The organism is Streptomyces sp. NPDC020958 (genome assembly GCF_055562175.1).
On sequence record NZ_JBVHFU010000013.1, the window covers coordinates 151737 to 174957 of the forward strand.

A 23221-nucleotide genomic window follows, 5' to 3' on the forward strand; every position below is an offset into this window, starting at 1 on the left:
CGACGCGATCAAGGTCCGCAACGCGCATGAAATGCTGTTGTGGTGTGATGCCCGGGTGCCCGACCGCCTCCTGTGGGACCGGGAGCAAGGCGGCCTGACCAGCAAGGATGGGGAAGCGGAAGATGGACAAGCAGCAGGAGTTCGTGCTCCGGACCTTGGAGGAGCGCGACATCCGGTTCGTACGCCTGTGGTTCACGGACGTGCTGGGCTTCCTCAAGTCCGTCGCCGTGGCCCCGGCCGAGCTTGAACAGGCCTTCGACGAGGGCATCGGTTTCGACGGCTCCGCGATCGAGGGCTTCGCCCGGGTCTACGAGTCCGACATGATCGCGAAGCCGGATCCGTCGACCTTCCAGGTCCTGCCGTGGCGCGCGGAGACCCCCGGTACGGCCCGCATGTTCTGCGACATCCTGATGCCGGACGGCTCCCCGTCCTTCGCGGACCCGCGGTACGTGCTCAAGCGTGCCCTGGCCCGCACCTCCGACCTCGGCTTCACCTTCTACACCCACCCCGAGATCGAGTTCTTCCTGCTGAAGGACCGCCCGCTGGACGGCTCCCGCCCCACCCCGGCCGACAACTCGGGCTACTTCGACCACACCCCGACCAACGTCGGCATGGACTTCCGCCGCCAGGCGATCACCATGCTGGAGTCGATGGGCATCTCGGTGGAGTTCTCCCACCACGAGGGCGCGCCGGGCCAGCAGGAGATCGACCTCCGCTACGCGGACGCGCTCTCCACGGCCGACAACATCATGACGTTCCGGCTGGTCATGAAGCAGGTGGCGCTGGAGCAGGGGGTGCAGGCGACCTTCATGCCGAAGCCGTTCTCCGAGCACCCCGGCTCCGGCATGCACACCCACCTCTCCCTCTTCGAGGGCGACCGCAACGCGTTCTACGAGTCCGGCGCCGAGTACCAGCTCTCCAAGGTGGGCCGCTCCTTCATCGCGGGCCTGCTGCGGCACGCCGCCGAGATCTCCGCGGTCACCAACCAGTGGGTGAACTCCTACAAGCGCATCTGGGGCGGCTCCGAGCGCACCGCGGGGGCCGGCGGCGAGGCGCCCTCGTACATCTGCTGGGGTCACAACAACCGCAGCGCGCTGGTCCGGGTCCCGATGTACAAGCCCGGCAAGACCGGCTCCGCGCGCGTCGAGGTCCGCTCCATCGACTCCGGCGCCAACCCCTACCTGGCCTACGCCCTCCTGCTGGCGGCCGGCCTGAAGGGCATCGAGGAGGGGTACGAGCTGCCGCCGGGCGCCGAGGACGACGTCTGGGCCCTCTCCAACGCCGAGCGCCGCGCCATGGGCATCGAGCCCCTCCCGCAGAACCTCGGCGAGGCCCTGACCCTCATGGAGGGCAGCGACCTGGTCGCCGAGACCCTCGGCGAACACGTCTTCGACTTCTTCCTGCGCAACAAGCGCCAGGAGTGGGAGGAGTACCGCTCCGAGGTGACCGCCTTCGAGCTGCGGAAGAACCTGCCGGTGCTGTAGGGCGCGTCATCCGACGAACGCCGGGGAGACCGCCGAGACGCTGATGCGTCGCGGTTTCCCCGTGCCGTCCGCCGGCATCTCGTACAGGTCCGCGCCGTAGTCGCCCGGCAGCGCGTACACGAGCGTGCGGGCGTCCTTCCACACCGCCTGGTCGTCCACGCTGCGGGTCTCGGCGAGCGGGGTCTCGCGCAGCGTCCGCAGGTCGAGTACGTACAGGCGCCAGGGGGCGTCCTTCGGGAGTCCCGGCACCCGTTTCTTGTAGGCCACGCGGGTGCCGTCGGGAGAGAGGGACGGGCATTCGACGTTCGGGTGGACGGTGGTGAGGGTACGGCCGCGCAGGCTGCCCCGGACCAGGTACGTCGACCCCTTCGTGGCCAGCGTCGCGTAGAAGGTGTCGTCGTCCGGGGCGAAGGTCACACCCCAGAAGTTGACGTCCGCCGCGTGGTAGGTCCTGCCGTCCCTGAGGACGCGGAAGGCCTCCAGGGACGGGATCAGGGTGCCCGTACGGGTGTCCACGATCGCCGTACGGGTGGAGAAGTTCGTGCCCGCGTACGAGTCGCCGCCCACGAACGCCGTCCAGGCCGCGTAGTGGCCCGTCGGGGAGACCCGGGCCCGGGACGGGATGCCCGGGACGTCGTAGTGCGCCCTCGGGTGCAGACGGGCGTCCAGGATCACGGCCCGGTACGTGTCCGAGACCGGGCCGTGGACGGCTTGCAGGCACACGCCGGTGCCGGCCGCGGCGTAGAAGCGCAGGCACTTGACGCCGGAGGCGGTACGGGGGCCGGAGGGGGCCGACGCGGGCGTCGTGGTCAGTTCGTCGCGGTGCGGGCCCCAGGCCATGTTGCGGAAGACCATGCGGCCGGGGGCGGTGAGCGTCACCGTCCCGGGGGTGACCTGCGCGGCGCCCGCCCGTGGGTGGTCGCGGCGTTCCGCCCGGGCCGACGCGTGCAGGACGGAGGCCAGGGCGATCGCCCCCAGCACGGCGAGGGCGGACGCCAGGATCAGGACGCGGGACCTCAGGGTCATACGGCTGCCTCCCGGGAGGGGCGGAGGGTGAGGGCGTAGGCGGCGCAGACCGCCAGCGCACCCGTGGACGCCAGCAGCGCCGTACGGTCGCCCCACAGCGTCCACGCCGCGCCGAACGCCAGCGAGCAGACGAAACGCGCGCCCGCCTGGCCCGTCTGGACGAGCGCCAGGCCCGACGAGCGCAGCTCCTGGGGCACGCTGTCCGACGCGACCGCCATCAGGACCCCGTCGGTCGCCGCGTAGAACGTGCCGTGCAGGGCGAGGACCGCGTACGGGAGCGCCGTGCCGTGCCAGGACGTGAGCAGCAGGGCGTAGGCGAGCAGCAGGGCCGCGTGGCCCGCGAGGAACATCCGCCGGCGGCCCCAGCGGTCCGCCAGCCTGCCGAGCGGGACGGCCAGGAGGAGGAACGCGGCCGCCGTGCCGAGGGGGAGCAGGGCGAACCAGCGGTCCGGGACGCCGAGGCGCCGTTGCAGCAACAGGTACACGAACGAGTCGCTCACCGTGGCGAGGCCGAGGAGCAGCGCGCAGACGGTGATCCGCCGCAGGTCACGCCGGCCCAGCAGCCCGACCGCCGCCCACACCGTGGGCCGCGCCCCCGCAGCCCCGGTCCCGCGCCCACCGCCCGGCGCGGGTTCCGCAGCGCCGGCCCCGCATGGGCTGCCCGGCACCGGTCCGGACGTGCCGGTCCCGCGCCCGATGTCCGCCACCGGTCCGGACGTGCCGGTCCCGCGTCGGCCGCCCGGCAGCGGCTCCGTGGTGCCGGTTGCGTGCCCACCGCCCGGCACGGGTTCCGGCGTGCCGGTTGCGTGCCCGCTGCCCGGCGTCGGTCCCGGCGTGCCGGTCCCGCCGCTCGGTACGAACAGCGCCAGGACCAGTACGCCCAGCACCGCCACGCAGAAGCTCACCGTGAACACCGCGTCGTAGCCGTCCACCGTCGCCCGCAGGATGAGGAAGGCGGCCAGGGGGCCGAGCAGCGCGCCCGCCGTGTCCATCGCGCGGTGCACGCCGAAGGCGCGGCCCCGGGTCTCCGGGGTGCTGGAGAGCGAGATCAGGGCGTCCCGGGGAGCCGTGCGCAGCCCCTTGCCGGTGCGGTCCGCGGCCAGGACCAGGCCGATGGGGGTGAGGGTGTGGGCGACCAGCAGGAGGGGCTTGCACAGGGCCGACAGGGCGTAGCCCGCACCCGCCACCCACTTGTGGCGGCCGCCGCCGCGGTCGGCGAGGTGGCCGCCGACCAGGCGGACGACCGCCGAGAAGCCGTTGTAGACGCCGTCGAGGAGGCCGAAGCCCAGGGGCGACAGGCCGAGGCCCGTCACCAGGTACAGCGGGAGGACCGCGGTGACCATCTCGGAGGAGACGTCCGTGATCAGGCTGACGGTGCCCAGGGCGAGGACGGTGGGGGCGATCGTGGTGCGGTACCGCCCGGCCGTCACCGGCCGGACGGTACCTGCCACGGACGCCGTCGGGTCGCTCGCGCGGCTGTCCGCTACGTACACGTCAGGACGCCCAGATCCCGGTGATGTCGGAGGAGGACGCCGCGTTGCCCGCGTGCGCGGACAGGCCCTGGCCGTCCTCCAGGGTGCGCAGCAGGTCGTAGTGGTCGTACGTGGTGGACGAGGTCGAGCCCGGGGTGACCGGCTGGCCGTACAGGACGGTCGGGATGCGGTTGCCGGCCAGGCGGTTGTCCTCGTCCATGGTGACGACGAGCAGGCTGTTGTGGGTCTTGGCCCAGGTCGCGTACGCGCCCAGGTTGTTCTTCAGCCAGGTGTCACCGGTGGACACCGAGCAGTCGTGCATGTCGCTGCACAGGTTGGGGGTGACGAAGGACAGCTGGGGGAGGGTGGAGTAGTCGGTCGGGAACTGGGCGAACGTCTTCGCGGTCGACGTCGGCACGTTGCTGAAACCGAACCACGGGTTGTGCTTCTGCGCGTAGTTGCCGCTGCTGCACGTGGTCGAACCCTGGCTCGGCAGGCTCTCGTTGTAGCTGGCCCAGGTGCGGCCGGCCGCGAGCTGCTCGGAGGCCAGGTTGGCGGCCGAGGAGAAGCCGGGCTTCACGCAGCTGTCGTCGGTGATGCCCTGGGTGGAGCCGGAGAACAGGGCGTAGTAGTTGGGCTGGCTGGGGTGGGTCTCGGCGTACATCTGGGTCAGGTTGGCGCCGCCGGTGGCCAGCGAGTTGATGTACGGGGCGCTGGAGGAGCCGATGACCTGGCTGTAGGCGTGGTTCTCGAAGACCACGACGATCACGTGGTCCGGGGTCGGTACGGCACTCGCGGCGTGCGCGGACGTGCCGCCGAGCCCGGTCCACAGGCCGATCGCGGCCGCGGTGAAGGCGGTCGCCGAGGCCACCGCCGTACGGGCGCGGCGAAGCATCGCCGAACGTGCGGAACTGCCGGACACATCAACCTCCGGGGGAGAGGACGGAGTTGCAGGGCTGGCGGTGCGGACAGAGCATGCACACGCCAAGACTCCCACGTCTCACGGGATTCGACCCCGGGGGTGAAGAGCCGGTGAACGCCGGGTACGTGCGCCCCATGGCACGCATCCTCGTGGGCACCTGCGGCTGGACCGACCGGGCTCTGGTGACGAGCGGCTGGTACCCGCCCGGCCGGCGCGACCCGGAGGGCCGGCTGCGGCACTACGCCGGCCGGTTCCCGGTCGTGGAGGCCGACTCCCCGTACTACGCCCTCCCGGCCGCCCGCACCACCCGGCTCTGGGCGGACCGCACCCCGGACGGCTTCCGCTTCGACGTCAAGGCGTTCTCCCTCCTCACCGGCCACCCCACCCGCCCGGCCGCCCTCCCCGCCGACCTGCGCGGCCGCCCCCGCGACGAAGGCCTGCGCGCGGAGGTCTGGGCCCGCTACGCCGAGGCCGTCGACCCGCTGCGCGGCTCCGGCCGCCTGGGCACCCTCCTCTTCCAGTATCCGCCGTCCCTGGCCCCCGGCCCCGACGCGGAGGCCGCCGTCAGGGCCGCCAGGGAACGCGCCCGCGACTGGCCGTTCGCCGTGGAGTTCCGCCACCCCGACTGGTGGCGCAGCGCGCGTACGACGGCCTTCCTGCGGGACCTGGACGCCACCGCCGTCGCCGTGGACACCGCCCGGGGACTGCCCGGCTCCCTCCCTCCGACGGCCCAGGTCACCACCCCCCGCCTGGCGGTCGTCCGCTTCCACGGACGCAGCCCCCTGTGGGGCACCGGCAGCAAGGAGGACCGCTTCCGCCACGCCTACACCGTCCCCGAGCTCACCGAGTGGCTGCCGCGCCTGCGCACCCTGGCCGAGCAGGCCGAAGAGGTCCACGTCCTGTTCAACAACTGCTGCGCGGACAGCGCCGCGCAGGCGGCCCGGACGATGACGGAACTGCTCGCCCCGCACCTGCCGCACCAGCGCCACGTCCCGTCCGCCACGCCGTCGGCCCGTCTCACCGACCGCGCGCCCGAGGCCGGTCCGGGCCGCTCCGGTTAGTCTCGTCTGACCAGGACCGTGATCCCAGGGGAGGCCGCAGATGACGCCGGGGCGCAGGAGCAGTACCTTCACGCGACTGCTGCGGCACGGCTTCACCGATGCCTCGGCCGCCGAGCGGCTGCTGGACAGCGCCGAGCTGGCCGCCGTACGCGACGACCCGGTGCTCCTCGAAGCCCTCGGCGCCACCGCCGACCCGGACCTCGCCCTGCACGGCCTGGTACGGCTCCTGGAGGCCCAGCCGGGGCCCACCGCCCGCCGTGAGCTGCTCGACACCCTGATAGCCGCCAAGCCGCTGCGGGACCGCCTGCTGGGTGTCCTCGGCGCCTCCGCCGCCCTCGCCGACCACCTCGCCCGGCACCCCCGCGACTGGGAGGCCCTGGTCACCTACGAGCCCCGTGACCTGCACCCCGGCGTCGCCGAGTTCGAACGCGGCCTCGCCGAGGCCGGCGATCCCGTCTCGCTCCGGGTCGCCTACCGGCGCTGCCTGCTGTCCATCGCCGCCCGCGACGTCTGCGGCACCACCGACGTCGCCGAGACCGCCGCCGAGCTCGCCGACCTCGCCACCGCCACCCTGCGCGCCGCCCTCGCGCTCGCCGAGAGCGCCGCGCCCGAGGACGCCGCCCGCTGCCGGCTCGCGGTGATCGCCATGGGCAAGTGCGGCGGCCACGAACTGAACTACGTCTCCGACGTCGACGTCATCTTCGTCGGCGAGGCCACGGGCGAGACCGACGAGGCCAAGGCGCTGCGCTCCGCCACCAAGCTGGCCTCGCACCTGATGCGGATCTGCTCGGAGACGACGGTGGAGGGCTCCATCTGGCCCGTCGACGCCAACCTCCGCCCCGAGGGCCGCAACGGACCCCTCGTCCGCACCCTCAGCAGCCACCTCGCCTACTACCAACGCTGGGCCAAGACCTGGGAGTTCCAGGCCCTGCTCAAGGCCCGCCCGGTCGCCGGCGACCTCGACCTCGGCGCGGAGTACGTCGCCGCGCTCGAACCCCTGGTCTGGAAGGCCGCCGAGCGCGAGAACTTCGTCACCGACGTGCAGAAGATGCGCCGACGGGTGGTGGAGAACATCCCCGCCGCCGAGATCGACCGCGAGCTGAAACTCGGTCCCGGCGGCCTCCGCGACGTCGAATTCGCCGTCCAGCTCCTGCAATTGGTGCACGGCAGGGCGGACGCCTCGCTGCGCTCCGGCACCACCCTGGACGCGCTCCACGCCCTCGCGTCCGGCGGCTACGTCGGCCGCGAGGACGCCGCCCGCCTCGACGAGGCCTACCGCTTCCTGCGCTCCATGGAGCACCGCATCCAGCTCTACCGGCTGCGCCGCACCCACCTGGTCCCCGAGGGCGAGGCCGACCTGCGCCGCCTCGGCCGCTCGCTCGGCCTGCGCACCGACCCGGTGACCGAGCTGACCCGCGAGTGGAAGCGGCACGCGGGCGTCGTACGGCGCCTGCACGAGAAGCTCTTCTACCGCCCGCTGCTCGACGCCGTCGCCCAACTCGCGCCCGGCGAGACCAGGCTGAGTGCCGAGGCGGCCCGGGAACGCCTGGTGGCGCTCGGCTACACCGACCCGGCCGCCGCCCTGCGCCACCTGGAGGCGCTCGCCTCCGGCGTCACCCGCAAGGCCGCCATCCAGCGCACCCTGCTGCCCGTCCTGCTGGGCTGGTTCGCCGACTCCGCCGACCCGGACGCGGGCCTGCTGAACTTCCGCAAGGTCTCCGACGCGCTCGGCAAGACCCCCTGGTACCTGCGGCTCCTGAGGGACGAGGGGGCCGCCGCGGAGAACCTCGCGCGCGTGCTCTCCGCCGGCCGCCTCGCCCCCGACCTGCTGATGCGCGCCCCGGAGGCGGTGGCCCTGCTCGGCGACGGCGACGGGGGCGGCCTGGAGCCGCGCGGCCGGGGCCCGCTGGAGCAGGAGATCCTGGCCGCCGCCGGCCGCGCCGACAACGCCGAGGACGGCGTGCGGGCCGCGCGCGGGGTGCGCCGCCGGGAGCTGTTCCGTACGGCCGCCGCCGACATCGTCGACTCCTACGGCACCGAGACCAAGCCCGCCGAGGCCGATCAGGGCGCCCTGGTCGACCGGGTCGGCGCGGCCGTCTCCGACCTGACCGCGGCCACCCTCGCCGGCACCCTGCGCGCGGTCGTCCGCGACGGCTGGGGCGACACCCTGCCCACCAGGTTCGCCATGATCGGCATGGGCCGCTTCGGCGGCCACGAACTCGGCTACGGCTCCGACGCGGACGTCGTCTTCGTGCACGAACCGCAGGAGGGCGTGGACGAACGGGAGGCCGCCGACGCCGCCAACAAGGTCGTCGCCGAGATGCGCAGGCTGCTCCAGATCCCCAGCGCCGACCCGCCGTTGCTCATCGACGCGGACCTGCGCCCCGAGGGCAAGTCCGGGCCGCTGGTGCGCACGCTGAAGTCCTACGAGGCGTACTACCGCCGGTGGTCGCTGGTGTGGGAGTCGCAGGCCCTGCTGCGCGCCGAGCCCGTCGCCGGGGACGAGGAGCTGGGGCGTCGGTTCGTCGAGCTGATCGACCCGCTGCGGTATCCGGCGCGGGGGCTCGGCGAGGACGCGGTCCGCGAGATCCGGCGGCTGAAGGCACGCATGGAGTCCGAGCGGCTGCCGCGCGGCGCCGACCCGAAGCTGCACACCAAGCTGGGGCCGGGCGGACTGTCCGACGTCGAGTGGACCGTGCAGCTGCTGCAACTGCGGCACGGCTGGGCCGAGCCGGGGCTGCGGACCACCCGGACCCGGGCGGCGCTGGCCGCGGCGGAGGCGGCGGGGCTGCTGGGGACCGAGGAGGCCGGGATCCTGGACGAGGCGTGGGTGCTGGCGACGCGGGTGCGCAACGCCGTGATGCTGGTGCGGGGGCGGGCGGGGGACACGTTTCCCACCGAGAGCCGGGAGCTGGCCGCGGTCGGGCGGTACCTGGGGTACGGCGACGGGCACGCGGGGGACATGCTGGACGCGTACCGGCGGACGGCGCGCAGGGCTCGGGCGGTCGTGGAGGAGCTCTTCTACGGGGCGTAGGCGGGCTCAGGGGGAGCCCCGCGCCCTCAACGGGGCGCCGCGAGCAACGCTCTCGCGTGGTTCATGAGGCCCGTCAGACCCACCTCGAAGGCCCGGTCCGCGCGGCCGTCGCCCACCGCCGCCAGTGCCTGCGCCAGGTGCGGGGTGGGGGTCCGGGCCGTCAGTTCCCACATCGCCTCCGGGGCCGACAGGTCCAGCGCCGAACCGAGGACCAGGTTCTCCACGGCGATCAGCAGCGGCATCACGTCCGCCGCGGCGAAGCCCGCCGCCAGCAGCACCGTGACCGCGCGCTCGTACTGCTCCAGGACCCGGGGCGCGCGCACCGGTGACGTCATCAGGAGCGGGATCGCCCGCGGGTGCGCGGCGAACGCGGCCCGGTAGGAGCGGGCCCATGACTCCAGGGCGGCGTCCCAGGGGGCCAGGTCCAGGGTCGACGGGTCGATCGCGGAGGCGACGCGTTCCCGCAGCAGTTCGACGATGCCGTCCCGGCCCTCCACATGGTGATACAGCGAGCCGGTCTGCGTGCCGAGCCGCTTCGCGATCGCCGGGACGCTGAAATCGCCCTGCTCGTCCACGAGTTGCAATGCGGTCGTGGTGATCCGCTCCCGGTCGAGGAGCGGGGTGCGCGGCCGTCCCATCGGTGTGTCCTCCCCCGAAGGTGTGAAACGGGTCTTCCCGGATGTCCAGGAGGAGGCTACATTGCCAAAACCGAAAGGCTTTAGATTTACGGGTCCGGGGCAGCCCCTGCCCCGGTAGCGCCGGTCACCCCGCACGCCCGGAACCCTCCCGTCCGCTGCGCTCGAAGGGCTCCCCTCCATGTCCGTCACCGCTCGCGAGGAGACCACGCCGCCCGCCACGGCGACCCTCCGCTCCGGCTCGCTCGGCACCGCCGACATCGCCTTCTTCGTCATCTCCGCCGCCGCCCCGCTCACCGTGATGGCCGGCGTCGCCCCCCTCGCCGTCCTGCTCGGCGGCATCGGGGCCCCGGCCGGCTACCTCGTCGCCGGCATCACCCTCGCCGTCTTCGCCGTCGGCTTCACCACCATGAGCCGGCACATCAGGAGCGGCGGCGCCTTCTACGCCTACATCACCCGCGGCCTCGGCCGCCCCGTCGGCATCGGCGCCGCCCTGCTCGCGCTGATCGGCTACAACGGCATGGAGATCGGCGTCTACGGCCTGCTCGGCAGCGCCGGCCGGGACACCGCCGAGGCCCTCTTCGGCGTCGACGTCCCCTGGCTGCCGATCGCCCTCGCCGGACTGCTCCTCATCGGCTACGGCGGCTACCGGTCCATCGAGTTCGGCGCCAAGGTGCTGGGCGTGCTGCTGGTCGCCGAGACCGGGATCCTCGTCCTGCTCGCGGGCGGGGTGCTGGTCAAGGGCGGCGCGCACGGACTGTCGGCCGCCTCCTTCGCCCCGGACCACGTCTTCGTCTCCGGCACGGCCGTCGTCCTCGCCTTCGCCTTCGCCGCCTTCACCGGCTTCGAGTCCACGGTCATCTACCGGCGCGAGGCCCGCGACCCCGAGCGCACCGTGCCGCGCGCCACCTACGTGGCCGTCGCGTTCCTCGGCCTCTTCTACGCCTTCATGGTGTGGATCGTCATCCAGGCCTTCGGCGACCGGGACGTCGTCGCGGCCGCCGCCAAGGACCCCGGCGGCCTCTTCTTCAGCGCCATCACCCGCTACGCCGGCGGCTGGGCGGCCGACCTGATGCACGTCTTCATCGTCACCAGCATCATCGCCTCCCTCCTCGCCTTCCACAACGCGATCAACCGGTACGCCCTGGCGCTCGCCGAGGAGGGCGTGCTGCCGGGACGGCTGGGCACGATCCACCCCCGCCACCGCTCCCCGTACCTGGCCGGCATCGCCCAGACCGTGGTCGGCCTGGTGGTCGTGGTCGGCTTCTGGGCGGCCGGCGCCGACCCGTACGACCAGCTGCTGCTGTGGGTCAACACCCCCGGGATGATCGGCCTGTTCGTGCTCCAGCTGCTCGCCGCGATCGCCGTGCCCTGCTACTTCCGGCGGGTCCGGCACCAGGAGGGCGTGGTGCGCACCGTGCTCGCCCCGACCGTCGCCGCCGTCCTGCTCGCCACCGCCATAGGCCTGGTCATCACCCACATCGACCTGTTCACCGGCGCGTCGGACACGGTCAACACCCTGCTGATCCTGATCGCGCCCGCCGTCTTCGTCGCCGGTCTCGGCCTCGCGTGGTGGCTGCGCCGCGAACGGCCCGCCGTGTACGCGGACTTCGCGGCCGAGCCCGCCGACGCCACCGAATGACCGTACCGAGCCAAGGAGCCCGCCCCGCCATGACCACCGCCCCCGACCTGGTCCTCACCGGTGCCGAGGTCCGCACCCTCGACCCCGCCCGGCCCCACGCCACCGCCGTCGCCGTACGCGACGGACTGATCGCCGCCGTCGGCGACGAACGGGACGTGCCCGACTGGCGGGGGCCCGGCACCGAGGTCGTGGACCTGGGCGGCGCCCATCTGGTGCCGGGGCTGGTGGACGCGCACAGCCACCCCGTGTGGGGCCTGGACATGGCGGCCGGCGCCGACCTGTCGGGGGTCACCGGCCTGGCGGCCCTGCGGGCGGCGCTCGCCGGGGCCGACCGCGTCGACGGCTGGGTGATCGGCTTCGGCCTCGACCACAACGCGTTCGAGGGACGACCGGTGGACCGCGCGCTCGTCGAGGACGTACTCGGCGGCGCACCCGCCTTCCTGCGGCTGTACGACGGGCACTCGGCGCTCGCCACCGGCGCGGCGCTGACCGCGGCGGGGGTGACGGGTGCGCGGGCCTTCGAGCAGCGGTCACGGATCGTGTGCGACGCCGACGGCCGCCCCACCGGGCACCTGATCGAGCACGCGGCGATGCAGCTGGTCGAGCGGGTGATGCCCCGGCTGTCCCACGCGGTCCGCCGGCGGAGGCTCGTGGAGCTGCTGGCCGCCATGGCCGCGACCGGGCTGACCGGGGCGCACGTCATGGACGCGGGGGACGCCGAGCTGGTCGGGGCGGTGGCCGAGGAGACCGTCCTGCCGTTGCGGCTGCGCTTCGCGCCCTGGTGCATGCCGGGCGTCGACGAGGCGGGGCTGGCGGAACTGGTCGCGGCCCAGGGACGGGGCGGCCGGCACTGGACGGTCGGCGGGGTGAAGTTCTTCATGGACGGCACCGTGGAAGGGGGGACCGCCTGGCTGGACCACGCGGACTGCCACGGGCAGGGGACGGCGGCCTTCTGGCCCGACCCGGACGCCTACGCGGCCGCCGTACGGCACCTGCACGCGGCCGGGGTGCGCACGGCCACGCACGCGATCGGGGACGCCGCGGTACGGCACGTCCTGGACGTGGTGGCGGGGCTGGGGGCGGGCGCGGCGGGCCGGCACCGCATCGAGCACATCGAGACGGCGCCGGACGACCTGCTGCCCCGGTTCGCGGAGCTGGGGGTGGCCGCGTCCATGCAGCCGCCGCACACCGCGTACACCCGGGCCGACGGCACCGACGAGTGGTCCCGCCGGCTGGGCGCCGCCCGCGCCGGGCACGCCTGGCGGCTGCGCGACCTGCGTGACGCGGGGGCGACGGTCGCCCTCGGCTCGGACTGGCCGATCGCCCACTACGACGCACGGGTGGTCATCGCGACCGCCCGCGCGCCCCGCGGAGCGGCGTCGGCACGGGCGGGGCTGACGGCCCTGGAGGCCCTGGAGGGCTGCACGACCCACGCGGCGCGCGCGGCCGGGGAGACGCGGACCGCGGGCCGCATCACACCGGGCTACCGAGCCGACCTGACCGCACTCGCCCTGGACCCCCTGACAGCCCCACCGGACGAACTCACCGAGGCACCGGTACGCCTGACGGTGACCGGCGGACACGTGGCGCACCGGTACAAGTGAGCCACAGCAGCGGCTCCGTCTCGGCTGCGCGCCGTGGTGGTGGGTTGGGGGCGGGGGTTGGTTTGGGTTGGTGGGCTGGGCGGACTCTGGCACCGCCGGTTGCCGCCGTTTCGGCTGAGCGCCGTGGCGGCGGTCGAAGGGGCGATGGTCCGAGGGGCCGGCCGTCGGAAGGCCGGCGGTCGGAGGGGCGGTGGTCGGTAGGGGCGGGGGTCGGGAGAGTCTGCGGGGGTGTGGCCCGCGGTTTCACCCGGGTGGGTGGTTTCGGGTTCCGGCTGATTGCGGACCGCCGGTTCCCTCGCCGGTCTCCTTCTCGCCGGCGCGACGGTGCTCGGCCACGACGGTGGATCCCGGGGGTGCCGTACCGGCCGGGCTTCGGGGCAGGCTGTAGGGCCACACGCCGTACCAGCCGCGGGACAGGGTGAAGCCGAAGGCCAGACAGAGGGCTCCGCCCACCGCGTCCAGCCAGAAGTGGTTGGCCGTGGACACGATCACCAGCAACGTCGCCGCCGGGTAGAGCAGACCCAGGACCCGCACCCACGGCACCGATGCCAGGGCGAAGATCGTCAGGCCGCACCACAGGGACCAGCCGATGTGCATGGACGGCATCGCGGCGTACTGGTTCGACATGTGCTTCAGGTCGCCCGAGGCCATCGAACCCCAGGTGTGGTGGACGGTCACCGTGTCGACGAAGCGGCCGCCGTTCATGAGCCGGGGCGGGGCGAGCGGGAACAGGTAGTAGCCGAGCAGGGCCACCCCCGTCGTCGCGAAGAGCGCGAGGCGGGCCGCCGCGTACCGGCCGGGATGGCTGCGGAAGAGCCACACCAGCACCCCGAGCGTCACCACGAAGTGCAACGTCGCGTAGTAGTAGTTCATGCCGATGATCAGCCAAGTCACCGAGTTCACGGCATGGTTGACCGACTCCTCGACGGCGACGCCCAGCCGGTGCTCGGTACGCCAGATCCAGTCGGCGTTCCGCAGGGCCTGCGCCTTCTGCTCCGGTACCGCGTTGCGGATCAGCGAGTACGTCCAGTAACTCACCGCGATCAGCAGGATCTCGAACCAGAGCCGGGGCCGCCGCGGACTGCGCAGTCTCCCGAGGAGACGCCGCCCGCCCTCGCTCGTGACGGTCCGCGGAAGGGTCTGTTGTTCGCGACCTTCCGGCTGTGTCACGGTCGAGTCACTCATAGGCACAGAGTCTGCCAGAAAAGACGTCTTCGACAGATCATCCCAAGGTCGGGTGCACGACGCATGTTCTACGGCGTGGCGACTACTGCGCAGGTATCGGAACCCGGTCAGGCCCGGTGGGCGCGCTCCCCCGGAGCCGACGCGGTGGACCCCCGTACCACCAGTTCCGGCATGAAGACGAACTCGCTGTGCGGGGCGGGCGTACCGCCGATCTCCTCCAGCAGCGTGCGCACCGCCGCCTGCCCCATCGCGGGGACCGGCTTGCGGATGGTGGTGAGGGGCGGGTCGGTGAACGCGATCAGCGGGGAGTCGTCGAAGCCGACGACGGAGACGTCCCGGGGGACGTCGAGGCCACGCTGGCGGACCGCCCGTATCGCCCCGAGGGCCATCATGTCGCTGGCGCAGACGATCGCCGTGCAGGAGCGCTCGATCAGCGCCGTGGCGGCCGCCTGACCGCCTTCCAGGGTGTACAGCGAGTGCTGGACGAGATCCCTCTCGACCTCCTCCGCGCCCAGCCCCAACTGGTCCTGCACCGCCCGTACGAAGCCGTCGATCTTGCGCTGCACGGGCACGAACCGCTTCGGGCCGAGGGCGAGGCCGATCCGGGTGTGGCCCAGGGAGACGAGGTGGGTGACGGCGAGCGTCATCGCGGCCCGGTCGTCGGGGGAGATGAACGGCGCCTGCACCTTCGGCGAGAAACCGTCCACCAGGACGTACGGCACGCCCTGCGCCCGCAGCCGCTCGTAGCGCTGCATGTCGGCGGTGGTGTCCGCGTGCAGCCCCGAGACGTAGATGATGCCGGCGACCCCGCGGTCCACCAGCATCTCGGTCAGCTCGTCCTCCGTGGACCCGCCGGGGGTCTGGGTGGCGAGCACGGGGGTGTAGCCCTGCCTGGTCAGCGCCTGCCCGATGACCTGGGCCAGGGCCGGGAATATCGGGTTCTCCAACTCGGGGGTGATCAGGCCCACCAGGCCCTCGCTGCGCTGGCGCAGCCGTACCGGACGCTCGTAGCCGAGGACGTCCAGGGCGGCGAGCACGGACTGGCGGGTGGTGGCGGCGACGCCCGGCTTCCCGTTCAGGACCCGGCTCACCGTCGCCTCGCTCACCCCCGCCTGCGCTGCGATGTCGGCAAGCCGTGTGGTCACGGCACTGGACTGTACCGGCCGTATGTCCCCTTGCACACCGATCGGGCGCCTGATGCGGCCTGGGGGGCGGCCCGTCCTGGGCTGCTGCGTCATCGCACTCCCTACTGAAACGTGACGGCAAGAGCTTGCAGAGTCTTGCACAAGTGGCCGCCTTACCGCTCTACCGCCGTAAACAAGCGTCTCATGGCGGTCGCCGACAGGTCACGCCCGGATAACTTCGGAGATCTCTTGCACTTTTTTGCTGCAAGGTCTTTCGCAAGGCTTACATCGCTGTTACGTTCCCTGACGCCCGGCCGCCGCAGCAACGGCGCAGTCGGCACGACAGCGGGACGGCGGACGGGACCGCCCCCGCATCACTCGGGCTTAACCCTCAAGGAGAACTCATGCGGCGTGGCATAGCGGCCTCCGCGCTGGTGGCGTCCCTCGCCCTCACGGCGACGGCGTGCGGCGGGAGCGGAAGCGACAGCAAGTCGGACGGCCCGGTCACCATCACCTGGTGGGACACCTCCAACGCCACCAACGAGTCGCCGACCTACAAGGCCTTGGTCAAGCAGTTCGAAGCCGCGAACAAGGACATCAAGGTCAACTACGTCGACGTCCAGTTCGACCAGGCGCAGAACAAGTTCGACACGGCCGCCCAGTCCGGCAAGGGCGCCCCCGACGTGCTGCGCTCCGAGGTCGGCTGGACCCCCGCCTTCGCCAAGGCCGGCTACTTCCTGCCGCTGGACGGCACCGCCGCCCTCGCCGACAAGGACAAGTTCCAGTCCAGCCTGATCACCCAGGCCCAGTACGAGGGCAAGACCTACGGCGTCCCGCTGGTCACCGACACCCTGGCCCTCGTATACAACAAGGCCCTGCTGAAGAAGGCCGGCATCACCGCGGCCCCCACCAGCTGGGACCAGGTCAAGGCCGACGCCGCCAAGATCCAGGACAAGACCGGGACCACCGGCTACTGGGGCCCCGAGGCCGCGTACTACACGCAGCCGTTCCTCTACGGCGAGGGCACCGACATGGTCGACGCCTCCGCCAAGAAGATCACCATCACCTCGGCGGCGGCCAAGAAGGGCTACCAGACCTGGCTGGACCTCTACTCCGGCAAGGGCCTGCACAAGGCGGACACCACCGCCGACGCCTACGCCCACCGCCAGGACGCCTTCGTCAACGGCAAGGTCGCCATGACCATCGAGGGCCCCTGGGAGATCACCAACTTCTACAAGGGCTCCGCCTTCGGCGACAAGTCCAACCTCGGCATCGCCACCGTCCCGGCCGGCTCCACCGGCAAGGCGGGCGCCCCGACCGGCGGCCACAACCTCTCCATCTACGCGGGCATCGACAAGGCCCACCAGGCAGCGGCCCAGAAGTTCGTCGCCTTCATGACCTCCGCGAAGACCCAGACGGAGATCGCCCTGAAGAACTCCACCCTGCCGACCCGCGCCGACGCCTACACCGCCGAGGTCAAGGCCGACCCGGGCATCGCCGGCTACCAGGCCGTCCTCTCCTCCGCCCAGCCGCGCCCCGCGCTCCCCGAGTACTCCTCCCTGTGGGGCCCGGTCGGCACCGAGCTGACCAAGGTCGCCGGCGGCAAGGAGTCCCTGGACAAGGGCCTGAGCACCGCCGAACTCGGGATCGAGAAGCTCGTCCCCGACTTCAGCAAGTAAGCCCGCGTGGCCGCCGGAGCGCCCTGTTCAGGGGGGAGTGCTCCGGCGGCCGCCGGCCTGTGCCCAGCCCGATCCCGGAAGAACCAGAAGGTGTCGAACCCATGACAGTCGCCATCGACCGCGCGACCGGCCAGCGCCACGGTGACCGCGCGCCCCGCCCAGGGCTGGGCCAGCGGCTGAAGAACAGCTACCAGAAGTACTGGTACGCGTACGTGATGGTCGCCCCCGTGGCCGTCGTGCTCGGGGCGCTCGTCATCTACCCCTTGGTGTACGGCTTCTACCTGACGCTCACCGACGCCAACAGCCTCAACACCGCCCGCACCATCGGCGTCAACCACATCGACGCCACCTACAAGTTCGTCGGCCTGGACAACTACAAGGACATCCTGTTCGGCCCGACGTCCTACGACCGCTTCTGGTCCCACTTCCTGTGGACGATCGTGTGGACCGCGCTCTGCGTCACCCTGCACTACACGATCGGCCTGGGCCTCGCCCTGCTCCTGAACGAGAAGTTCCGCGGCCGCACCTTCTACCGCATGGTCCTGGTGCTCCCCTGGGCGGTCCCCACCTTCGTCACCGTCTTCGGCTGGCGGTTCATGCTCGCCGACGGCGGCATCGTCAACAGTGCCCTGCACTTCCTCCACCTGCCGCAGCCCGACTGGCTGGAGGACACGTTCTGGCAGCGGGCCGCGGCGATCCTGGTCAACACCTGGTGCGGGGTGCCGTTCATGATGCTCTCGCTGCTCGGCGGCCTCCAGGCCATCGACGGCACGCTGTACGAGGCCGCCGAGATGGACGGCGCGAGCGCCTGGCAGCGCTTCCGGTACGTCACCCTGCCGGGCCTGAGGTCCGTCAGCTCCACGGTCGTCCTGCTCGGCATCATCTGGACGTTCAACCAGTTCGCCGTCATCTTCCTGTTGTTCGGCAACACCGCCCCCGACGCCCAGATCCTGGTCACCTGGGCCTACTTCCTCGGCTTCGGACAGCAGCCGCGCGACTTCGCCCAGTCCGCCGCCTACGGCATGCTGCTGCTGGCCATCCTGATCGTCTTCACCTCCTTCTACCGCCGCTGGCTCAACCGCAACGACCAGCAGCTCGCGATCTGAGGCAGGAGTTCTCATGAGCACGACCACTGTCCAGACCTCCCCCCAGGTCGCCGAGGAGACCCCCGTGGCCGGCACCCGTCGCATCCGCGGCCGCGGCGAGCGCGGCCCGCTCGGCACCGCCGTCACCCACGGCGTCCTGGGCGTCGCCGGCCTGATCGCGTTCTTCCCGGTCGGCTGGCTGATCTTCCTCTCCCTCGGCCCGGACAAGGACGACTACCTGCACCCGAGCGGCATCTGGCACAAGATGACGCTGAGCAATTACTCCTTCGTCCTCCAGCACACCGGCTTCTGGGACTGGTTCAGGACGACGATGATCGTCGTCGGCGGCACCACGGTCATCGGGCTCGTCCTCGCCTCGACCACCGGCTACGCGGTCTCCCGCATGCGCTTCCCCGGCTACCGCAAGTTCATGTGGCTGCTGCTGGTCACGCAGATGTTCCCGATCGCCGTCCTCATCGTGCCGATGTACCAGATCCTGTCGGACCTCGGGCTCATCGACAGCTACCTCGGACTGATCCTCGTCTACTGCACCACCGTCGTGCCGTACACGGCCTGGCTGCTCAAGGGCTACTTCGACACGATCCCCTTCGAGATCGACGAGGCCGGCCGCGTCGACGGGCTCTCGCCGTTCGGCACGTTCGCCCGGCTGATCCTGCCGCTGGCCAAGCCGGGGCTCGCGGTCGCCGCGTTCTACAACTTCCTCACCGCGTTCGGCGAGGTCGCCTTCGCCTCCACGTTCATGCTGAGCGACGACAAGTACACGTTCGCGGTGGGTCTGCAGAGCTTCATCAGCCAGCACGACGCGCAGCGGAACCTGATGACGGCGACCGCGGTGCTGATCGCGATACCGGTGGCGGTGTTCTTCTACCTCGTGCAGAAGAACCTGGTGACCGGGCTTACAGCCGGCGGCACGAAGGGGTAACGCCAGTTGCCGAAGAGGCTGCTTCGGCCGTCGTGCTTGTGCGGCGCCGTTGTGGCTGGTCGCGCAGTTCCCCGCGCCCCTTCGGCGCGGGTTGGCGGTCGTGGTCTCCATCCGACCCCGCTGTGACCACGGCCGCCTCTCACACCACACCCACCTCTGACCCGATGACCGTGTTACGACGCATCAAGGACGCCATGAGCCAGCAGCACTCCGCCGCCGACCCGGCCCCGGCCACCACCACCCTCGCCCGACGCCGTGACTGGTGGCGGGACGCGGTGATCTACCAGGTCTACCCGCGCAGCTTCGCCGACAGCAACGGCGACGGAATGGGGGACCTGGCGGGCGTGCGGTCCAGACTCCCGTACCTGCGTGACCTCGGCGTCGACGCGGTGTGGCTCAGCCCCTTCTACGCCTCCCCGCAGGCCGACGCCGGTTACGACGTCGCCGACTACCGGGCCGTGGACCCGATGTTCGGCAACCTGCTCGACGCGGACGCGCTGATCCGGGACGCCCACGAGCTGGGCCTCAGGATCATCGTCGACCTCGTGCCCAACCACTCCTCGGACCAGCACGAGTGGTTCAAGCGGGCGCTCGCGGAGGGCCCCGGCTCGCCGTCCCGGGACCGCTACCACTTCCGTCCCGGCAAGGGCGAGAACGGCGAACTCCCGCCCAACGACTGGGAGTCCATCTTCGGCGGCCCCGCCTGGACCCGGGTGGCGGACGGCGAGTGGTACCTGCACCTCTTCGCCCCCGAGCAGCCCGACTTCAACTGGGAACACCCGGCCGTCGGCGACGAGTTCCGCTCCATCCTGCGCTTCTGGCTGGACATGGGCGTGGACGGCTTCCGCATCGACGTCGCGCACGGTCTGGTGAAGGCGGAGGGGCTCCCGGACCTCGGCGGCGCCGACCAGCTGAAGCTGCTGGGCAACGATGTCATGCCGTTCTTCGACCAGGACGGCGTGCACGAGGTCTACCGCCAGTGGCGGCTGGTCCTCGACGAGTACGCCGGAGAGCGCATCTTCGTCGCCGAGGCCTGGACCCCGACCGTCGAGCGCACCGCCCACTACGTCCGTCCGGACGAACTGCACCAGGCCTTCAACTTCCAGTACCTGAGCACCGAGTGGGACGCCGCCGAGCTCCGCGCGGTCATCGACCGCACGCTGGAGGCGATGCGCCCGGTCGGCGCCCCCGCCACCTGGGTCCTCTCCAACCACGACGTCACCCGGCACGCCACCCGGTTCGCCAACCCGCCGGGGCTGGGCACCCAGATCCGGCTGGCCGGCGACCGGGAGCTGGGTCTGCGCCGGGCGCGGGCGGCCACCCTGCTGATGCTGGCGCTGCCCGGTTCCGCCTACGTCTACCAGGGCGAGGAACTCGGCCTCCCCGACGTCGTGGACCTGCCCGACGAGGTCCGCCAGGACCCCGCGTACTTCCGGGGCGCGGGCCAGGACGGGTTCCGCGACGGCTGCCGGGTGCCGATCCCGTGGACGCGCGACGGGTCGTCGTACGGCTTCGGATCCGGTGGCAGCTGGCTGCCGCAGCCCGCCGGCTGGGGCGAGCTGAGCGTGGAGGCGCAGACGGGGGTGGCCGGTTCGACGCTGGAGCTGTACCGCAGTGCGCTGGCGGTCCGCCGCGCCCAGCCCGACCTGGGCGCGGGCGACGCGGTGGAGTGGCTGCGCGCGCCCGAGGGCGTGCTGGCCTTCCGGCGCGGGGAGTTCGTGTGCGTGGCGAACACCCGCGGGGAGTCCGTCACCGTCCCGGCGTACGGCAGGGTGCTGCTCGCCAGCGGCGAGCTGACCGAGACCGACGGCGAGGCGAGGGTGCCGGCCGACACGACGGTGTGGTGGACGACCGGCTGACGGGCCGTCACACAGTAATTCATTGCGGCAACTTCTCGGGGCCCGCTACCCAACTGGGTGGCGGGCCCTTAGCATCTGCGCAACCGCAAGGTTTCAGCAAGGTTTCTGCAAGAGCCTTCAATGGTGAAGGAACCCCACATGGCACGTAAGACCCTCTCCACCGCACTGGCGCTGGCCGCCTGTAGCGTTGTCATGACCCCGTCCGTCGCGTCGGCCTCCCCGCCCGGCACCAAGGACGTCACCGCCGTTCTCTTCGAGTGGAACTACGGCTCCGTCGCCAAGGAGTGCACCAGCACCCTCGGCCCCGCCGGTTACGGATACGTCCAGGTCTCCCCGCCCGCCGAGCACATACAGGGCTCGCAGTGGTGGACGTCGTACCAGCCGGTGTCGTACAAGATCGCCGGCAGGCTCGGCGACCGCGCGTCCTTCCAGAACATGGTGAACACCTGTCACGCGGCCGGCGTGAAGGTGGTCGTCGACACGGTCATCAACCACATGTCGGCGGGCAGCGGCACCGGCACCGGCGGCTCGTCGTACACGAAGTACGACTACCCCGGCCTGTACTCCTCGTACGACTTCGACGACTGCACCTCCCCCGTCTCGAACTACGCCGACCGCTGGAACGTCCAGCACTGCGAACTAGTCGGCCTGGCCGACCTGGACACCGGCGAGGAGTACGTCCGCAAGACCATCGCCGGCTACCTGAACGACCTGCTGGGTCTGGGGGTCGACGGCTTCCGCATCGACGCGGCCAAGCACATCCCGGCCGAGGACCTCGCCAACATCAAGACCCGGCTGACCAACCCCTCCGCGTACTGGAAGCAGGAGGTCATCTACGGCGCGGGCGAGGCGGTCCAGCCCACCGAGTACACGGGCAACGGGGACGTCCAGGAGTTCCGCTACGCCTACGACCTCAAGCGCGTCTTCAACGACGAGAACCTCGCCTACCTGAAGAACTACGGCGAGGGCTGGGGATACCTGAGCAACTCGGTGGCCGGCGTCTTCGTCGACAACCACGACACCGAGCGCAACGGCTCGACCCTCAGCTACAAGGACGGCGCGAACTACACCCTCGCCAACGTCTTCATGCTCGCCTACCCGTACGGCGCCCCGGACATCAACTCCGGCTACGAGTGGTCGGACGCCGACGCGGGCCCGCCGAACAACGGCGTCGTGAAGGCCTGCTGGCAGGACGGCTGGAAGTGCCAGCACGCCTGGCCGGAGATCATCCGCATGGTCGCCTTCCACAACGCCGTGCGCGGCCAGGCGATGACGAACTGGTGGGACGACGGCGCCGACGCGATCGCCTTCGGGCGGGGCGCGAAGGGGTACGTCGCCATCAACCACGAGCCGAACTCCCTGACCCGGACCTACCAGACGTCCCTGCCGGCGGGCACGTACTGCAACGTGCAGAACAACACCGCCGTCACGGTGAACGCGAACGGTCAGTTCACGGCCACCCTGGGCTCGAACACCGCGCTGGCGATCTATGCCGGGAAGTCGGCCTGCTGAGGATCCATCCGCTGCGTCCCGATCACCGACAGCAGCCGCAGCGCCTCCTCGGAACGTGACCCCGGGGTGGCGGTGTAGATCACGACCTGCTGGTCGCGGTCGGTGATGTCCAGGGCGTCACAGTTGACGGTGACCGGACCCACCACCGGATGCTGGAAGGTCTTGCACAGGGTGGGCTCCGCCGACACGTCGTGGGACTCCCACAGCCGTCTGAACTCCTCGCTCCCGGCGAGGAGTTCAGACACCAGTCCGGTCACCTCGGGCGAGTCGGGGTAGCGGGCGGCGGCGGCCCGCAGCCGCTGCGCCGAGAGCCTTGCGAAGGCGTCCACGTCCGACACCCCGTACAACCCGTCGCCCCCGTACGGCCCGCTGCCCGCGTACGGCCCACTGCCCCCCGGGCGCGGGCCGAGGAAGGCGCGGCGCACGAGGTTGCGTTCCCGTGGGGGCAGCGCGGAGAAGTCCTCCATGAGGGCGGCCGCCAGGTCGTTCCAGGCCAGCACCTCGAAGGTCGCGGACGTCACGAAGGCCGCGGCCTGGGGGAGCCGCCGCAGCAGGTCGAGCAGGCTCTGCCGCACCTCGCGCGCGGGACCGCGCGGTGGCCCCGGCGGGGCCCCGGCGAGATGGTGGAGGTGGGCGCGCTCGGCGTCCGACAACCGCAGGGCCCGCGTCAGCCCGCCCAGCACCTCCCGTGACGGACGCGGCCCCCGGGCCTGTTCGAGCCGCGTGTAGTACTCGGTGGAGATGAACGCGAGCTGCGCCACCTCCTCGCGCCGCAGCCCCGGCGTACGGCGCCGGGGGCCGCGGGGCAGCCCGACCTCGGCGGGGGAGATCCGCTCCCGTCGGCTGCGCAGGAACGCCGCCAGTTCTTCCCTGTCCACGCCCCCAGTGTGCGCCGCCCGTCCCGCGTCAGCCAGGTACTGCCGGTGCCTGGATGCGCTCGGGGGCCGGCCGCAG

At 71.8% G+C, this 23221-nt stretch carries 17 protein-coding genes; 10 read left to right on the plus strand and 7 right to left on the minus strand.

The window, feature by feature from the left end; translation table 11 throughout:
• Positions 1-122 precede the first annotated feature (122 nt).
• Entirely contained in the window at positions 123-1484 is a 1362-nt protein-coding gene (gene glnA / locus ACZ3KP_RS30870; protein WP_358970375.1) for a type I glutamate--ammonia ligase, read from the plus strand.
• Between the two features lie 6 nt (positions 1485-1490).
• On the opposite strand, the gene ACZ3KP_RS30875 is transcribed toward glnA, so the two are convergent.
• Genes ACZ3KP_RS30875 through ACZ3KP_RS30885 form a run of 3 tightly spaced genes read right to left on the minus strand, consistent with a single transcriptional unit; the run spans position 1491 to position 4877 of the window.
• Positions 1491-2510, minus strand: a complete 1020-nt coding sequence (locus tag ACZ3KP_RS30875; protein ID WP_467503394.1) for a TolB family protein — start codon at positions 2508-2510, stop codon at positions 1491-1493.
• Entirely contained in the window at positions 2507-4003 is a 1497-nt protein-coding gene (locus tag ACZ3KP_RS30880; RefSeq protein ID WP_467503396.1) for an MFS transporter, read from the minus strand. The genes ACZ3KP_RS30875 and ACZ3KP_RS30880 overlap by 4 nt, the downstream gene beginning before the upstream one ends.
• Before the next feature lies 1 nt (position 4004).
• The gene (locus ACZ3KP_RS30885) at positions 4005-4877 is read right to left on the minus strand and encodes an alkaline phosphatase family protein (RefSeq protein ID WP_360564057.1); all 873 of its coding nucleotides are present in this window, start codon (positions 4875-4877) and stop codon (positions 4005-4007) included.
• 161 nt (positions 4878-5038) lie between these two features.
• Here ACZ3KP_RS30885 and ACZ3KP_RS30890 point away from each other — a divergent pair, with 161 nt between their 5' ends.
• Together ACZ3KP_RS30890 and ACZ3KP_RS30895 are read left to right on the plus strand one after the other, a co-directional pair.
• Positions 5039-5965 carry a DUF72 domain-containing protein gene (locus tag ACZ3KP_RS30890; RefSeq protein ID WP_467503398.1) on the plus strand — a complete coding sequence of 309 codons (927 nt, stop codon included), beginning with the start codon at positions 5039-5041 and terminating at the stop codon, positions 5963-5965.
• 40 nt (positions 5966-6005) lie between these two features.
• A complete protein-coding gene (locus ACZ3KP_RS30895; protein WP_467503399.1) occupies positions 6006-8999 on the plus strand; it encodes a bifunctional [glutamine synthetase] adenylyltransferase/[glutamine synthetase]-adenylyl-L-tyrosine phosphorylase in 2994 nt (997 codons plus the stop codon).
• 26 nt (positions 9000-9025) lie between these two features.
• Here ACZ3KP_RS30895 and ACZ3KP_RS30900 read toward each other — a convergent pair whose 3' ends face one another.
• Positions 9026-9637, minus strand: a complete 612-nt coding sequence (locus ACZ3KP_RS30900; protein WP_467503401.1) for a TetR/AcrR family transcriptional regulator — start codon at positions 9635-9637, stop codon at positions 9026-9028.
• A 178-nt stretch (positions 9638-9815) separates the two neighbouring features.
• On the opposite strand from ACZ3KP_RS30900, the gene ACZ3KP_RS30905 reads away from it, so the two are divergent.
• Both ACZ3KP_RS30905 and ACZ3KP_RS30910 read left to right on the plus strand, forming a co-directional pair.
• Complete coding sequence (locus ACZ3KP_RS30905) at positions 9816-11276, plus strand: APC family permease (protein ID WP_467503403.1); 1461 nt, start codon at positions 9816-9818, stop codon at positions 11274-11276.
• Between the two features lie 29 nt (positions 11277-11305).
• A complete protein-coding gene (locus tag ACZ3KP_RS30910) occupies positions 11306-12880 on the plus strand; it encodes an amidohydrolase (RefSeq protein ID WP_467503405.1) in 1575 nt (524 codons plus the stop codon).
• Between the two features lie 243 nt (positions 12881-13123).
• On the opposite strand, the gene ACZ3KP_RS30915 is transcribed toward ACZ3KP_RS30910, so the two are convergent.
• A complete protein-coding gene (locus ACZ3KP_RS30915) occupies positions 13124-14065 on the minus strand; it encodes a phosphatase PAP2 family protein (protein WP_467503407.1) in 942 nt (313 codons plus the stop codon).
• A 107-nt stretch (positions 14066-14172) separates the two neighbouring features.
• Positions 14173-15210, minus strand: a complete 1038-nt coding sequence (locus ACZ3KP_RS30920) for a LacI family DNA-binding transcriptional regulator (protein WP_358970341.1) — start codon at positions 15208-15210, stop codon at positions 14173-14175.
• A gap of 383 nt (positions 15211-15593) precedes the next feature.
• Here ACZ3KP_RS30920 and ACZ3KP_RS30925 point away from each other — a divergent pair, with 383 nt between their 5' ends.
• The 5 genes from ACZ3KP_RS30925 to ACZ3KP_RS30945 all read left to right on the plus strand — a co-directional run bounded on the left by ACZ3KP_RS30925 (position 15594) and on the right by ACZ3KP_RS30945 (position 22267).
• Positions 15594-16868: an extracellular solute-binding protein gene (locus tag ACZ3KP_RS30925; RefSeq protein WP_467503409.1), complete on the plus strand. Its 1275-nt coding sequence runs from the start codon at positions 15594-15596 to the stop codon at positions 16866-16868.
• Positions 16869-16969: 101 nt separating this feature from the next.
• Positions 16970-17974: a carbohydrate ABC transporter permease gene (locus ACZ3KP_RS30930; RefSeq protein ID WP_467503411.1), complete on the plus strand. Its 1005-nt coding sequence runs from the start codon at positions 16970-16972 to the stop codon at positions 17972-17974.
• Positions 17975-17987: 13 nt separating this feature from the next.
• Positions 17988-18896 (plus strand): sugar ABC transporter permease, encoded by a 909-nt coding sequence (locus tag ACZ3KP_RS30935; protein ID WP_467503413.1) that lies wholly within the window; start codon positions 17988-17990, stop codon positions 18894-18896.
• A 194-nt stretch (positions 18897-19090) separates the two neighbouring features.
• Positions 19091-20755, plus strand: a complete 1665-nt coding sequence (locus ACZ3KP_RS30940) for a glycoside hydrolase family 13 protein (RefSeq protein ID WP_358971169.1) — start codon at positions 19091-19093, stop codon at positions 20753-20755.
• Positions 20756-20893: 138 nt separating this feature from the next.
• Positions 20894-22267: an alpha-amylase gene (locus ACZ3KP_RS30945; RefSeq protein WP_467503415.1), complete on the plus strand. Its 1374-nt coding sequence runs from the start codon at positions 20894-20896 to the stop codon at positions 22265-22267.
• Here ACZ3KP_RS30945 and ACZ3KP_RS30950 read toward each other — a convergent pair.
• Positions 22243-23145, minus strand: coding sequence for a helix-turn-helix transcriptional regulator (locus tag ACZ3KP_RS30950; protein WP_467503416.1), 903 nt, complete (start codon positions 23143-23145; stop codon positions 22243-22245). The genes ACZ3KP_RS30945 and ACZ3KP_RS30950 overlap by 25 nt on opposite strands.
• Positions 23146-23221 lie beyond the last annotated feature (76 nt).

Bases quoted from the DNA above. Each gene is read 5' to 3' on its own strand.
- ACZ3KP_RS30925 (WP_467503409.1), top strand. From the start codon at position 15,594: ATGCGGCGTGGCATAGCGGCCTCCGCGCTGGTGGCGTCCCTCGCCCTC.
- ACZ3KP_RS30895 (WP_467503399.1), top strand. From the start codon at position 6,006: ATGACGCCGGGGCGCAGGAGCAGTACCTTCACGCGACTGCTGCGGCAC.
- glnA (WP_358970375.1), top strand. From the start codon at position 123: ATGGACAAGCAGCAGGAGTTCGTGCTCCGGACCTTGGAGGAGCGCGAC.
- ACZ3KP_RS30910 (WP_467503405.1), top strand. From the start codon at position 11,306: ATGACCACCGCCCCCGACCTGGTCCTCACCGGTGCCGAGGTCCGCACC.
- ACZ3KP_RS30930 (WP_467503411.1), top strand. From the start codon at position 16,970: ATGACAGTCGCCATCGACCGCGCGACCGGCCAGCGCCACGGTGACCGC.
- ACZ3KP_RS30945 (WP_467503415.1), top strand. From the start codon at position 20,894: ATGGCACGTAAGACCCTCTCCACCGCACTGGCGCTGGCCGCCTGTAGC.
- ACZ3KP_RS30940 (WP_358971169.1), top strand. From the start codon at position 19,091: ATGAGCCAGCAGCACTCCGCCGCCGACCCGGCCCCGGCCACCACCACC.
- ACZ3KP_RS30885 (WP_360564057.1), bottom strand. From the start codon at position 4,877: ATGCTTCGCCGCGCCCGTACGGCGGTGGCCTCGGCGACCGCCTTCACC.
- ACZ3KP_RS30935 (WP_467503413.1), top strand. From the start codon at position 17,988: ATGAGCACGACCACTGTCCAGACCTCCCCCCAGGTCGCCGAGGAGACC.
- ACZ3KP_RS30890 (WP_467503398.1), top strand. From the start codon at position 5,039: ATGGCACGCATCCTCGTGGGCACCTGCGGCTGGACCGACCGGGCTCTG.
- ACZ3KP_RS30900 (WP_467503401.1), bottom strand. From the start codon at position 9,637: ATGGGACGGCCGCGCACCCCGCTCCTCGACCGGGAGCGGATCACCACG.
- ACZ3KP_RS30875 (WP_467503394.1), bottom strand. From the start codon at position 2,510: ATGACCCTGAGGTCCCGCGTCCTGATCCTGGCGTCCGCCCTCGCCGTG.
- ACZ3KP_RS30905 (WP_467503403.1), top strand. From the start codon at position 9,816: ATGTCCGTCACCGCTCGCGAGGAGACCACGCCGCCCGCCACGGCGACC.
- ACZ3KP_RS30915 (WP_467503407.1), bottom strand. From the start codon at position 14,065: ATGAGTGACTCGACCGTGACACAGCCGGAAGGTCGCGAACAACAGACC.